Source organism: Amycolatopsis mediterranei (assembly GCF_026017845.1).
Taxonomy (GTDB): Bacteria; Actinomycetota; Actinomycetes; order Mycobacteriales; family Pseudonocardiaceae; genus Amycolatopsis; species Amycolatopsis mediterranei.
Genome location: NZ_CP100416.1, coordinates 4,220,553 through 4,233,790 on the forward strand (window position 1 = coordinate 4,220,553; position 13,238 = coordinate 4,233,790).

Below are 13,238 nucleotides of genomic sequence, written 5' to 3' on the forward strand. Positions count from 1 at the left end.
TCGAGTCAGCCTTCGTCGAGTCAGTCTTCGTCTGTCAGCGGGCCGCGGCGGCGGCCATGGCACGCAGCCGGGGCCGGTCCGCCTTGCCGTTGGCGTTGAGCGGGATGCTCGGCAGTGGCGTCAGCCGGCGCGGCACCATGTACACGGGCAGCGCGCGGCGCAGTTCCCGCCGCACCCGCGCCGCGGGCAGCTCACCGGTGTAGAAGGCGGCGAGCTCGGTCCGCCCGCCGTGCGCGGTGGCGACCACCACGGCGGCGCCGATCCCGTCGGTGCGCCGCAACGCGGCCTCCACCTCACCGAGCTCGACCCGGTAGCCGTTGACCTGCACCTGCTGGTCGAGCCGCCCGACGTGCACCCACTGCCCGCCCTCGCAGCGCACCACGTCGCCGGTGCGGTAGTGCCGCCCCTCGGTGAACCGGCCCACGTCGTCGGCCGGGTCGAGGTAGCCGTCGAAGCGCTGCGGGCCACGCACGCACAGCTCGCCCTCGGCCGCGGGACGGCCGTCGGCGTCGAGCACGACGGCGTCCAGGTGCGGGTACGGCTGTCCGATGGGGACGGTGTCGTTGCCGGTGCCCGGCCAGTCCGCCGGGTCGGCGGGCAGCTGGTAGTCCGCGCACGCGATCGTGAGCTCGGTCGGGCCGTACGCGTTGACGATCGCCGACCGGGGCGCGACCGCGTGCCACGCCTGCGCCTGGCGGAGGGTGAACTGCTCACCGCAGAAGATGCTGTAGCGCAGCGCCGCCGAACCGGGCACGTCCGTGACCAGCGTGCCCAGTTCGGCGGCGACGGTGATCGCGGCGGGCACGGAGAACCAGTGGGTGAGCTCGCGCTCGGCGAGGTAGCGCACCGGCCGGGTCAGCTCCGTGCGGCCCGGGCAAACCAGGGTCGCGCCGCCCGCCCAGCTGACGAACAGGTCGAACACCGCGAGGTCGAAGGTCAGGTCGAAGGTGTGCGACAGCCGGCAACCGGGTTCGACCGCGAACCGGGACACGTTGTGCGCGAGGAACGCGTCGACGTTGCGGTGGCGCACCGGCACCCCCTTCGGCCTGCCGGTGGAGCCGGAGGTGAAGAGGATGTAGGCGACCGCGTCCGGGTCGGGGCGCGCGTCCGGCAGCCGGGCCGCCGGGAGGTCCGCAAGAGACGGTTCGACGAGGGCGTTCGGCACCAGCCCGGCCAGCTCACCCGTCTGCGCGGTGCCACCCGCGTCGGCGAGCAGCAGGTCCGGCCGCGCCGCACGGCAAACGGCCCGGTTGCGTTCGACGGGATGCCCGGCGTTCAGCGGCACCACCGTCGCACCGAGCCGGGTCGCCGCCAGGTACCCGGCGAACGCGAGCAGGCTGCGGGAGGCGAGCAGGCCGACCCGGCGGGGGAGCTCGCCGCACTCGGCGGCGATGCGTGCGGCCAGCCGTGCGGACAGGTCGTCGAGTTCGCGGTAGGTCACGGCGGCGCCGTCCACCTCGACCGCGACCGCGTCGGGCACGCGCGCCACCGAAGCCGCGAACCACTGGGACAACGTCCGCGCGGCGGGCCGGCTCGGCTCAGGCATGCGGCTGGGCACCCTGCTCGACCTCGGCCAGCAGCCCGGCCTGCGCACGCACCGTGCTGTGCTGGAACAACTCCACGGGGTCCAGCGGGGTGCCCGCGGTGTCGCCGAGCACGTCGCCGAGCAGCACCAGGAGCATGGAGTTGCCGCCCGCCTCGAAGAAGCCGGTCTCCAGCGGCACGGCGTCCTCGTCGGTGTCGAGGACCTCGGCCCACGCCTGGCGCACCAGCGCCACCAGTTCGGGCCGGGGAGCAGGGTCCGGGTGGGTCATGGCGTCTCCTCGGCCAGTGGCGAGCGGGGGTCGTCGGCCAGCGCGGTGGCGCAGGCCAGCAGGGTGTCGGCCACCGCGCCGGCGGTGGCCGCGTCGAACAGACTCCTCAGGTAGGTCAGGTCGAACTCGAGTCCGTCGCCGCTGTCGACGGCGGCGAACTCCATCTCGTACTTGGCTTTGAGCGCGGGCAGTGGCCACAGCCGGGCAGCGACGCCGAGGTCCGGCGGGCGGGGCGTGGTGTCGGTGGCGTCCACGTACACCGGGGTTATCGGTGGCCTGCTGAGGTCGCGGGCCGGCTGCAGTGCCGCCGCGACCTCGTCGAACGGCACGTCGGCACCCCGGTAACCGATGGCACCCGCGGCCGCCGCCCGCTCCAGCGCGTCCCGCCAGGTGCGCGCGCCGGTCAGGTCCACCCGGATCGGCACGGTGTTGACGAACATCCCGACGACGTCCGTGGCCGCGCCCGGGCGCTGCGACCACGGGAACACGAACACGAAGTCGCGTTGCGCGGTGTGCCGGGCGAGCGTGCCGGCGACCAGCGCGGCCGTGGCGAGGAAGAGGCTGCACCCGGCGTCGGCGGCGGCCTTGCGCAGCAGCGCGGTGCGGGCCGGCCCGAGGCGGCGCCGGACCGAGTCCGCCTCGATCGACTGCCGGGCGCCACGCGGCCGGTCGTGCGGCAGCGCGATGTCGGTGGGCGCCCCGGCGAGCGCGGTGATCAGCTCCGCCGCGTCGGCCGGCGGTGCGGGTGGCGCGGGTGCATCCGCAGCGGGCAGCGGGTCACCGCGGTAGGCGGCGCCGATCTGGTCGAACACGACCTGGCGAGACGCGCCGTCGAGCACGAGGTGGTGCGCGCAGAAGACGAGCACGCACCGGTCGTCGGCCATGAGGAGTTCAGCTCGTGCGGGCGGCTCGTCGGCCAGCGCGAACGGCGCCCAGCACCTCGCCATGACGTGGTCGGCGAGCTTGTCGCGTGGCCAACCGGTGATGTCGGTGACGGTGGCGCGGGCCGCGGAGCCCTCGGCGCGGACCACGCGCTTGGCCGTCCGGTCGAGGCGGAACCGCGACCGCAGCGCCGGGTGGTGGGCGAGGACCCGGTTGACCGCGGCGGCGAGCCTGCCGGTGTCGACACCCGGGCCGAACTCGACGATCGACGGCACCACGTAGGCCGCGCGCAGGTGCCGCATCCGGTCCTGCAACCACATCCGTTCCTGCGCCGAAGTGAGCGACCGGCCGGCGGCGACGGTTCTCTCGCGCGCGGCGGGCGCCGGTTCCCGCGTGAGCAGCCGGGCGAGCCCGGTCACGGTGGGGTCGGCGAGGAACTCGCCGGGCGCGACCCGGGCGTCGCCGAGCATGACGATCGCGAGCAGGGAGTTGCCGCCCAGCGCGAAGAAGTTGTCGTCGTCGCCGATCCGTCCCACCGCCAGGCCGTCCACTGTGGACAACGCGGTGCGGAACAGGTTCGCGGCCGTGCGCCGCACGTCGGCGGGCGGCGGCGCGCCGCGGTCGGCGAGCACCGGCTCGGCCGGAGGTCGCGGTGCGGCGAGCGGTCCGTTCGGCACCCGGACGTCCGCCAACGGCCGGCCGGGGTCGGCGAGCACCGCGTCGAGCACCGCGAGGTAGTCGGCGACGAACCGGGGGCCGAGCTCCTCCGGGTACCGGTCGGTGGCGAACTCGAGCGTGCCGCGGGCGCCCGTGGTGGTCAGCTCGACGATCAGCAGCAGGTCGGCCTTCGCGGTGCCGGTCGGCAGCAGCTCGGTCGTCCACAACGGCTTGTCGATGCTGGGCGCGGGGAAGTTCTGGTAGGCGAACGAGATGTCGGCGAGGCCGTGCCGGCCCGCGTCGCGCGCCGCGACCTCGGCCACCAGCTGAGCGAACGGCAGCCGCTGGTGGCGAAGCGCCGCGAACGCCTCCGCCCGGTTCGCGGCGACGAGGTCACGGAACGTGCCGCCGTCCGGGCAGCGCAAGATCATCGGCACCGTGTTGACGAAGAAGCCGGCCATGCGCTCCAGCGCCGGGTGCGGCCGGTTGACCGTGAACGTCCCGATGACGAACTCGGTGCGATCGGCCCAACGTCGCAGGGTTTCCAGGTACGCGGCCAGGAACACCACGAACGGTGTACCCCGGGTCTGCTTCGCCACCTGTTCGGCGGCGACCACCAGCTCCGCGTCGAGGTCGAAGACGGTCTGCCTGCCCGGCCGGGCGCCTTCCGGTGTCGCGACGACCGGCCGGGCACCGCCGAGGTGGGCCGGTCCGCGTGCCGCGACCAGCGCGTCGGCTCGCCGCCGCAGTTCCTCGCGGACCACGGGATCGGCGGAGACCTGCCGGTCCCATTGCGCGTAGTCGACGTACCGCAGTTCGTCCACCGGCGCCGCGGCGCGCCCGGTGCGGTACAGCTCGGCCAGGTCCTCGAAGACCGGCACGAGCGACCAGCCGTCCACCGCGATGTGGTGGATCAGCAGCAGGACCGCGCCGGTCGCGGGCCACACGACGCACCGCGCGGGTGGCGTCCGGGCGAGGTCGAACCCGATCCGGCAGCGGCGCAACGCGTCCTGGCGGACCTCGCCGGGCGACAGCGGGTCGTCGACGACCTCCACCGGCATCGGGTGCTGCCCTGCGACGACCTGCACCACCCGGTCGCCGCGGCGCTCGTAGGTGGTGCGCAGCACGTCGTGCCGCGCGACCAGCCCGTCGAGCGCCACACGCAACGCCGCCACGTCGACCGGTTCGGTCCACCGCAGGAACAACGGCACCGAGTACATGGGCGAGCCGGGCGCCGACTGTTCGATCAGCCACAGCCGTTCCTGGGCGCTCGACAACGCCGCGACCCGCACGCCGGTCGGTACGAGCTCAGCGGTCATGCGCTGGGCACCGCCGTGCCCGGCAAGGTGGCGGCGAACTCCGCCAGGGTCTCGGCCAGCAGCAGCTCGGCGGGGTCGACCGTCGCGGCGAGCCGCGCCCCGAGCCGCGAGGCCACCTGCACCGCCAGGATCGAATTGCCGCCGAGGTCGAGGAAGTTGTCGGTGGCGGCGACCTCGGCGCCGCCGAGCACCTCGGCGACGACCGCGCCGACCAGATCCGGCCCGGCGGGGTTCCCGGCTGTCCGCTGTGGACTGATCGTGGCCAGCATCGCGGCGCGGTCGGCCTTGCCGGTCGGCCCGAGCGGCACCACGTCGAGCACCACCCACCGGCCCGGGATCATGTAGCCGGGCAGTCGTTCGGTGAGCCGGTCGCGCAGGAGGCCGGGCAGGTCCGCCGGGACGACGCGCGGCGCCGGAAGCGCGAACCCGACCAGGGTGGCCTGCGCGCCGTCGCCGACCTTCTCGACGAACACGTGCTCGGCGATCCGGGTGGCGACCGCCGCCTGCTCGATCTCCTCCAGCTCGATGCGGAAGCCCCGCAGCTTGACCTGCCGGTCCCGCCTGCCGAGCAGTTCCAGCGCGCCGTCCGCCGGCTCCCGCACGATGTCCCCGGTGCGGTAGAGGGTCTTGCCGGTGCGCGGGTCGGCGACGAACTTGCTCGCGGTCAGCTCGGGCCGGCCGAGGTAGCCGAGGGCCACCCCGGGGCCGCCGACGCACAGTTCGCCCTGCTCGCCCGGCGCCACCGGGGTCAGGTCGTCGTCCAAGACATGCAGTTCGGTGCGCTGCAACGGGAAACCGATCGGAACCTTGGCCCGGTCCCGCAGGCTCTCGTGGGTGCAGTGGAAGGCGGTGGCGAAGGTGGTGGTCTCGGTCGGGCCGTAGCCGTTGACCAGCCGGCCCGGGGGACCGGCGTCGAGGACGCGCCGGGTGAGCTCGAGATCCAGCTGTTCGCCGCCGACCACGAGCGTGCCCAGTCCCGCGAACGCGTCCGGCCGCTCGCGGGCGATGGTGTGGAACATCGACGTCGTCAGGAACATCGTGTCGACGCCCGTGTCGGCGACCAGGCCGAGCCACTGCTCGACGGGCAGTTCCGCCGGGGTCGGCAGCACCACGACGGTGGCGCCCGCGGTGAGCGCGCCCCAGAGCTCGAACGTGGTCGCGTCGAACGCCGGGTTCGCCATGCCGGCCACCCGGTCGCCGGGTTCCACCGTGCAGTAGTTCGGCGAGACCACGAGGCGCGCGATCGCCCGGTGCGGAACCAGCACGCCTTTGGGCTTTCCCGTCGACCCGGAGGTGAACGACACGTAGGCCACGGCTTCGTCGTCATCCGCCGGTGGGAGGCCGAGGTCGTGCGCCGCCGGGCCGACGGGGACGGGGAGCACGGGGTGCCCGGCGGGCAGGCGGTCGGCCGCGCCGTCTCCCACGACCACCGGCGGATCGCCGCAGTCACGCAGGATCGTGGCCACTCGGGCGGCCGGCGCGTGCGGGTCCAGCGGCACGTAGGCGGCGCCCGCCCGCAGCACGCCGGTCAGCGCCACGACCAGGTCGATCGAGGGCCTGGCGGCCACCGCGACCAGAGATCCCGGCCGGACACCGCGATCAGCGAGGTCCGCCGCCAGCGCCCCGGCGCGCTGCCACAGCTCGCCATAGGTCAGGCTGCCGCCGGTCCGGCGGTCGAGCACAGCGCAGGCAGAAGGTGAGCGCCGAACGTGGTGCCCGAGCAATTCGGGCACGGTCGGCTGTTGTTGCGACAACATCAACCCCCAGGTTTCGCCGAGTGGATTACTTCCGGCCCCAGCCCCACTCGGAGAAAGAAAGTTAAGCAACGAACGCGGACGGCACGTATCGCCCATTCGGTGGATTCCCAGGTCTGATCAGCCCAAGCCGATACTCCGAGCGAGCAATCGATCACCAAGACGGACCTCGATGTCACGCGCTGCAACAGTCCGGTCCGTCAGGGTGAACACTGGACTATCCACTATGGAGCGTCAGGGTGGGCTTGCCGGGCCGGGGAGGTCCCGGCGTTCGCCCGTCACGTCACGGAAGGCGGTGCCCCGGCTGTCGGGCTCGGTTCGCGGCCCGGCTCCCGGCATCCGTGCCGGGAGCCGGCCCCGTGAGCGGGTGACCTGATTTGAACACAAAAAGCGGAAACCCCGCGGGCCGGTACGGTCAATCGAGCTGCAGTTCCGTGGCGAATTTCAGTGTTGTGGGGTTCCAGAAGTCGGCTCATGGGTTCTGATCGGGGGCAATGGCACGTTGCGACGGGCAGGGCATGATCGCCAGCCATGGTGCTGCGTGTGCTCTACCTGATTTTCCTCCGGCTGGTGGGCCTGCTGGTGTTACGCCACGAGGTCGCCGTACTGCGCGGAGGCAATCCGGAACCTCGTCTGGACTGGGCCGACCGGGCTGTGTTCGCCGCGCCGGTTCGGCTGCTACCCAAGGGGCTGCGGACACACCGGCTGGTTACCCCGGGCACGATCCTGCGCTGGCACCGTCGGCTGGTAGCCGCGAAGTGGACCTATCCACGTCGTCGAGCCGGGCGCGATCGTCCTGGCCGCGGGAAGGTCGAGCGAAGACCTGCCCGTCACCACCGAGGTACGGCTGACGGGTCCGGCCCGGCGGCTGCCGAAGCGCGAACGCGAGCACGTCGATCACCACGTCAGCGCACGCCGGTGAGCCGGTCTGTTCTGGAACGTCGAACAACCCTCCGGTTGGAGGCGACGGCGGGCACGCGGTGACACCACCCCCGGATCATGGAAGCGACTGGGGCCTGAGTCATGCCGGGCCTGGCGACCACCGCTCCTTGACCAGGAACTACGAAAAAGGTAACTGTGATTCTGGAGTGGCAGCCCGGCCTGGTCTGGTCGGCTTGATAGCAGCTCGTCCACCGCACTGGCCAGCGCGCATGACGATCCGAGCGATGCGCTCAGCCGGCCGACGCGTCCTGCTCCTGCGGTCCGAGACGAAGGAGTTGGAGACCGAACTGGCCACCCGGGTCCAGCAGGTCGCTCCCGACCTGATCAACCTGGCCGGCGTCGGTCCGATCAGCGCAGCCGGGGCCTACATCGCCAAACGCGCCGCTGAGGGCGGGACAACGCGACGCACAACGCTGCATGCAACACGGGCACGACAGCCGAAATCAGCAGCAGACGGCGGGTTCTCTCAAGCTCGTGGCCGAGGCGGACGGCCCGACGGTGATCGCGGTTCGCCCCAGCCTCAGCCAGCTGGGCTGACGTCTCCAGTGGCGGTCGGGCCGCCCGGAGCCGGGTCAGTGGCCGGGGCCGCGGGGTGCCGGGGCGGTGCTGAATTGACCTTGCCAGGTGGCCTGGGCGCCGGAGTCGCCGATGCGGTAGACGTCGTAGCACGCCGCGCCCGCGGCCGCGATGGACAGGACCGCGATCACCACCGTCACCGCGGTCGAGGTCGGGGCGAGGAAGGTGCGGTGTCGGGTGGCCACGGTCGTCGAGCCGGTGCTCGCCGTGTCGGCTGCTTGGGCCTGCAGGCTTTCGCGGCGGCGCCACCAGACGACGAGCGCGAGGACGGCGACGGGGATGGCGACGTAGAGGGCGGTGTCGCCGAGTTCGGTGTGGGTGCGCACGAGCGGCGTCGAGGCGACGCGGCGTTCGAGCCATTCGCCGGCGTCGGTGGTGATGGGAACGAGAACCACGACGAGGATGGCGAGGATGGCGTTGGGGCCGGCGACCTTGCGGCGGACGGCGGGCCAGAGTGCGCTGAGGACCAGCAGTAGTGCGGCGAGGGGGAGCAGGACGACGATGGCGTGCACGAGCAGGATGTGGGCGGGCAGGCCGTTGACGGTGGTCATGGTGTCCTTTGTGGAGGGTTTATCGAGGTCGTGGTGGGTGGCGGTTGGTCAGGGTGCGCGGGCGAGTGCGGCGACTTCGTAGCCCGGTGCGCGGGCGGTGACCCAGCGGGCGACGTCGCCGCCGCGGGCGAAGGTGGCGGTGGCGAAGACGTCGGCCCACAGCAGGGCCGGGCCGGTGACCGTCACGGCGTGCAGGTCGCGGGGGTAGGTGCCGGTGTGGGGGTCGACGATGTGCGGGCCGCGCGCGGCCGAGCCTGACGTCGCGAGACCGCCGGTGTGCAGTTCCAGGATGGCGAGGAAGGCGCTGGGGTCGGCTGGGTCTTCGACGCCGACCCGCCACGCCGGAGCGCGAGAGCCGTGGACCTCGGCGGTGATGTCGCCGCCGACGTTGAGGTAGTGGTCGAATCCGCGCAGCCGGGTGAGGTGGGCCGTGGCGTTTTCGGCCGCCCAGCCTTTCACGAGCCCGGACGGGTCGAAGCCGCCGGGCAGCTGCCATGGGTCGAAGTAGCCGTCGGTGCGGTCCCGGGCTTCTTCGCACCACGCCACTACTTCGGTGACCCATGGGTGCCAGCGCTCGCGGGGGAGTTCGCGGCGGCGGATGGCGCTGATCTGGCTGTCGGGCCGGTAGGTGCTGAACAGTTCGTCGGCGGTGCGCAGGTGGCCGAACACCGCCGCGACGGCCGGTTCGACCGCGGGATCGGTGTCGACGCGGGGGCCGCGCAGGTGGAGGCTGACCTGGGTGCCCATGACCGGCCGGGTCCAGGACCGGCGTTCCCGGTGGGTGGCCCTCACCGGTGGGCCGCGTCGATCGCGGATTGCAGGGACTGCTGGTAGCCCTCGGAGGTGTAGGTGGCGCCGCTGACGGTGTCGATCTGGGCGCTCTGGGCTTGGAGCGTTTCCTGGTTCAGTTCGGGTACGGCGGTGGAGTTGATCCGGACGTCGCGGCCGCTTTCCTGCGGGTACTCGATGGCCTGGGCGTCGGTGATCCTGCCGCCCGCGACCGTGATCCGGACCTGGACCGGGCCGTAGCGGGTGTCGGCGGCGTCGCCGGTGAACGTCCCGTCGCCGCCGGCGGAACCGCCGGAGGTGGGCGGGGCCGCGGTGCGGGACGGCTGGGGCCGTCCGGTGGCGACCGGCGTTTGGTCGGTGCTGGTGCGGTAGCTGAACAGCAGCACGACGACGGACACGGTCGCCGCGGCGGCGATGGCGATCCTGCGCATCGGGTGTCTCCTTTCCTACCAGGCGAACCGTTCGGCGTGGATGCGGTCGGCGGGGACGCCGGCGCGGCGGGCGCTGTCGAGGACGGCGGCGGTCCAGGCGTCGGGGCCGCAGACGTAGACGTCGTGGTCGGCGATGTCGGGGACGAGGTGGCGCAGTACCTGCTCGTCGGGCACCGGGGCGTACCCGGCGGGCAGCCACGACGTGCGGTCGCGGGAGCGCCGGCCGAGCAGGTAGTGGAGCCGGATCCCGCGGCGGGCGGCGAGGTCCTCGATCTCTCGCCGGAACAGCAGGTCTGCGGGGCGGCCCGCGCGCTGGAACAACACGGCTTCCCCGGGGTGGTAGGGGAGTTCGTCCAGGAGCGCGCGCAAGGGGGTGATTCCGATGCCGGACGCGAACAGGGCCACTTTGTGTCCTTTGAGGACAGTTCCGGTGAGCCGTCCGTACGGGCCTTCGAACAGCGCGGGGGTCCCGGGCCGCAGGGTGGCCAGGCGGCGGCTGCCGGGGCCGAGGTCCTTGGCCGTGATCCGCAGCCGGTGCCCGTCGGGGGCGGCCGAGAGGGAGAACGGCTTGCCCCGCGTCCAGCCCGGTCCGGACCGGAAGCGCCAGACGAAGAACTGGCCCGCCGCCACCGGAAGCCGGTCGAGGTCGCGCCCGCGCAGGTAGACCGAGACCACGCCGCGGCCTTCGGGCACGACCTGCTCGACGACCAAGCGATGCCGGAAGTTGAGCCACACCGGCCGTCCGACGCGGAACACGAGCACCGCGCCCGCCGCGGCGGCATAGGCGGTCCACCAGAACACCGTCGCCACCGGTGAGGCGGTGAAGTCGGCGCCGGTCCACAGCTGGTGCGGCAGGGCGAGGCCGGTGCCGAGGTAGGCGTAGAGGTGCAGCAGGTGCCAGGACTCGTAGCGCAGCCGCCGCCGGGCGGCGCGCACCGACGTGACGGCGACCATGACCAGCGCCGCAGTCCCGGCGGCCGCCAGCAGCATGCCGGGGTAGGTCGTGACCAGGTTCCAGGCCTCGGCCAGGACGCCGGAGCGGTCGGCCGCCGCGTAGCCGAGGGTGATGAGCACGAGGTGCGCGGCCAGCAGGGAGATGGAGGTGAAGCCGGTGATCCGGTGTCGGCGGGCGAGTTCGTCCTGGCCGTAGCTGCGTTCGACCCACGGGATCCGGGCCATCAGCAGCAGTTGCAGTAGCAGGAGGTCCGCCGACAGCAGTCCGGTGAGCCGTCCGGTGGAGGTGAAGAAGTCGGTGGTGAGGTCCTGCAGGCCGTGGCCGGACACCCAGAGCGCGACCACGAACAGGAGGCTCAGCCAGGCCGTCAAGCCCGCGGCGTCGCGCCACCACGCGCGGACCGCGGGCGGTGCCACACGCCGGGCGGTGAGAGTGGCGGACATCGGGCTCCTCGGAATGATCTCGGTGAGATCCACCCTGCCTGGGCCCGGTTAGCCGTCGACGTGACGAGGGTGAGAGTTCGGTAAGAGAAGATCCGTTCCGACGGCGAAGCCGACCACCGCTCCGCCGCCGGGGCGCGGCTCGGCGAACACGGTGCCGCCGTGGGCCAGCGCGATGTCGCGCACGATGGCGAGGCCGAGCCCGGAGCCGGCCAGGCCGCGGGCAGCGTCGGCGCGGTGGAAGCGATCGAACACCCGGGCCGCGTCCTCGTCGCCGATACCGGGGCCGCGGTCGAGGACCTGCACCCGGCCGTCGCGCACGACGACCTCGATCGGGCCGTCGGGGGCGAACTTGACGGCGTTTTCCAGCAGGTTCGAAACGGCGCGTTCCAGCGCTTTCGCCTGTCCGGTCACCGCTGACGCGTCGGCGGTGACGGTGATGGTGCGTCCCGTCCGGCGCCGGACGCGCTCGGCGGCGTGCTCGGCCACGTCGCCCAGCTGGAGCGGCGACGGTTCTTCGGCTTCGTAGCGGCGGGTGGCGAGTTCGACGAGCTCGTCGACGAGGTGGGTCAGCTCGCGGGTCTCGCCGTCGACGTCGTCGAGCAGGCGCGCGCGGGATTCGGGGGTGAGTTCGGCGAACCGGCGCAGGACGCTGGCGTTGGTGCGCAGGCTGGTCAGCGGGGTCCGCAGCTCGTGGGCGGCGTCTTGGACGAGGCGTTCCTGGTCAGCGCGGGCGTCGGCGAGGCGGCCGAGCATCCGGTCGAACGAGGTCGCGAGGCGGCCGACCTCGTCGCGGCCGCCGGTGGGCACGGCGAGGTCGTCGAGGCGCCCGTCGCTGACCTGTTCGGTGACGTCGGTGAGCCGGACCAGCCGGCGGGTGATCTGGCGGGCCAGGAGCCAGCCGGCCAGGGCCGCGACGGCCAGGACGAGGGCGCTGACGCCGGTGATGCGAGCGGCCAGTTCCTGGAGGACGTGCCGGGATTCGTCGACGTCGATGCCGAGCTGGATCGCGCCGCGGCCGGGTCCGAGGGCCACGGTGATGACCCGGTAGTCGTCGCGGCCGGCGGTGAAGTCGCGGTAGCGGTGGTCGCCGAGGGAGCCGGTCGCGGCCAGTGCCCGATCGGCGTCGTCGACGGGAAGGCGCACCGGCCGGCCGCCGAGCGGCCGGGTGGTGCTGTCCGGGGCGATCGCCTGGGCGACCATGGGCTGGGCCTCGTCGTGGTCGTCGTCGTCCGGGCCGCGGGTGAGCGGGCTCGGCGCGAGGATCTGCGTCGCCCCGGCCGCGACCTCGGCCGAGGTGGTGAGCAGGGACCGGTCGAGCTCGGCGTCGATCCGCTGGGAGGCGGCCTGGTAGCTGAAGACCCCGACCAGGATGGCCGCGGCCGCGCCGACGCCGGCGAAGGCGATCGCGAGCTTGCTGCGCAGGTTCATGCCGGTCGCACCGAGTAGCCCACGCCGCGGACGGTGTGGATCAGTTCGGTGGCCCCGGCCTGCTCGAGCTTGCGGCGCAGGTAGCCGATGTAGACGGCGAGGTTCTTGGAGTCGGCGCCGAACTCGTAACCCCAGATCCGCTGGTAGATCGTGGTCCGGTCGAGGACGATCCCGGCGTTGCGCACCAGCAGTTCCAGCAGGTCGAACTCGGTTTTGGACAGGGTGATCTCGGTGCCCTGCCACCACACCCGCCGCGCCGCCGGGTCGACCGCGAGTTCACCCAGCCGCAGCGTGCGCCGCGCGTCGGGCTCGGGTGAGGTGCGGCGCAGCAGGGCCCGTAGCCGCGCGAGGAGTTCGTCGAGTTCGAAGGGCTTGGGCAGGTAGTCGTCGGCTCCGGCGTCCAGCCCGGCCACCCGGTCGGGGGTTTCGACGCGTGCGGTGAGCATGAGGATCGGGGTGGGGTCGCCTTCGGCGCGCAGGACCCGGCAGACTCCGAGGCCGTCGACGCCGGGCATCATCACGTCGAGGATCAGCACGTCGAAGGGGCCGCGGCGCGCGGTGGCGAGGGCGCTGACGCCGTCGGGCACCTCGGTGACGTGGTACCCCTCGAGGTCGAGGGCTCTGACGAGGGACTCGCGAATGGCGCGGTCGTCGTCGGCGAGCAGGACACGGTGCGGCATGGCCGCCATCATGCACC

General features: G+C 73.0%; 10 protein-coding genes. All 10 read right to left on the minus strand.

The features are described 5' to 3' along the window. Positions 1-34: 34 nt before the first annotated feature. The 10 genes from ISP_RS19550 to ISP_RS19595 all read right to left on the minus strand — a co-directional run bounded on the left by ISP_RS19550 (position 35) and on the right by ISP_RS19595 (position 13,230). Positions 35-1,546 (minus strand): D-alanine--poly(phosphoribitol) ligase, encoded by a 1,512-nt coding sequence (locus ISP_RS19550; RefSeq protein ID WP_013225537.1) that lies wholly within the window; start codon positions 1,544-1,546, stop codon positions 35-37. Next, complete coding sequence (locus ISP_RS19555; protein WP_013225538.1) at positions 1,539-1,814, minus strand: acyl carrier protein; 276 nt, start codon at positions 1,812-1,814, stop codon at positions 1,539-1,541. Before ISP_RS19555 ends, ISP_RS19550 begins: the two co-directional genes overlap by 8 nt. Then, complete coding sequence (locus ISP_RS19560; protein ID WP_013225539.1) at positions 1,811-4,672, minus strand: condensation domain-containing protein; 2,862 nt, start codon at positions 4,670-4,672, stop codon at positions 1,811-1,813. Before ISP_RS19560 ends, ISP_RS19555 begins: the two co-directional genes overlap by 4 nt. Then, positions 4,669-6,429 (minus strand): non-ribosomal peptide synthetase, encoded by a 1,761-nt coding sequence (locus tag ISP_RS19565; protein ID WP_265049909.1) that lies wholly within the window; start codon positions 6,427-6,429, stop codon positions 4,669-4,671. Before ISP_RS19565 ends, ISP_RS19560 begins: the two co-directional genes overlap by 4 nt. 1,511 nt (positions 6,430-7,940) lie before the next feature. Further along, the gene (locus ISP_RS19570) at positions 7,941-8,495 is read right to left on the minus strand and encodes a DUF2231 domain-containing protein (protein ID WP_013225541.1); all 555 of its coding nucleotides are present in this window, start codon (positions 8,493-8,495) and stop codon (positions 7,941-7,943) included. Between the two features lie 48 nt (positions 8,496-8,543). Continuing rightward, positions 8,544-9,287: an FAD:protein FMN transferase gene (locus ISP_RS19575; RefSeq protein ID WP_235204777.1), complete on the minus strand. Its 744-nt coding sequence runs from the start codon at positions 9,285-9,287 to the stop codon at positions 8,544-8,546. Then, positions 9,284-9,715, minus strand: coding sequence for an FMN-binding protein (locus ISP_RS19580; protein WP_013225543.1), 432 nt, complete (start codon positions 9,713-9,715; stop codon positions 9,284-9,286). The genes ISP_RS19575 and ISP_RS19580 overlap by 4 nt, the downstream gene beginning before the upstream one ends. A gap of 15 nt (positions 9,716-9,730) precedes the next feature. Beyond that, on the minus strand, positions 9,731-11,113 hold the full coding sequence (locus ISP_RS19585) for a ferredoxin reductase family protein (protein WP_013225544.1): 1,383 nt from the start codon (positions 11,111-11,113) through the stop codon (positions 9,731-9,733). A gap of 48 nt (positions 11,114-11,161) precedes the next feature. Beyond that, entirely contained in the window at positions 11,162-12,541 is a 1,380-nt protein-coding gene (locus ISP_RS19590) for a HAMP domain-containing sensor histidine kinase (protein ID WP_013225545.1), read from the minus strand. Continuing rightward, on the minus strand, positions 12,538-13,230 hold the full coding sequence (locus ISP_RS19595; protein WP_013225546.1) for a response regulator transcription factor: 693 nt from the start codon (positions 13,228-13,230) through the stop codon (positions 12,538-12,540). Before ISP_RS19595 ends, ISP_RS19590 begins: the two co-directional genes overlap by 4 nt. Positions 13,231-13,238: the final 8 nt, after the last annotated feature.

Bases quoted from the DNA above. Each gene is read 5' to 3' on its own strand.
- ISP_RS19570 (WP_013225541.1), bottom strand. From the start codon at position 8,495: ATGACCACCGTCAACGGCCTGCCCGCCCACATCCTGCTCGTGCACGCC.
- ISP_RS19585 (WP_013225544.1), bottom strand. From the start codon at position 11,113: ATGTCCGCCACTCTCACCGCCCGGCGTGTGGCACCGCCCGCGGTCCGC.
- ISP_RS19550 (WP_013225537.1), bottom strand. From the start codon at position 1,546: ATGCCTGAGCCGAGCCGGCCCGCCGCGCGGACGTTGTCCCAGTGGTTC.
- ISP_RS19565 (WP_265049909.1), bottom strand. From the start codon at position 6,429: ATGTTGTCGCAACAACAGCCGACCGTGCCCGAATTGCTCGGGCACCAC.
- ISP_RS19595 (WP_013225546.1), bottom strand. From the start codon at position 13,230: ATGGCGGCCATGCCGCACCGTGTCCTGCTCGCCGACGACGACCGCGCC.
- ISP_RS19590 (WP_013225545.1), bottom strand. From the start codon at position 12,541: ATGAACCTGCGCAGCAAGCTCGCGATCGCCTTCGCCGGCGTCGGCGCG.
- ISP_RS19560 (WP_013225539.1), bottom strand. From the start codon at position 4,672: ATGACCGCTGAGCTCGTACCGACCGGCGTGCGGGTCGCGGCGTTGTCG.
- ISP_RS19580 (WP_013225543.1), bottom strand. From the start codon at position 9,715: ATGCGCAGGATCGCCATCGCCGCCGCGGCGACCGTGTCCGTCGTCGTG.
- ISP_RS19555 (WP_013225538.1), bottom strand. From the start codon at position 1,814: ATGACCCACCCGGACCCTGCTCCCCGGCCCGAACTGGTGGCGCTGGTG.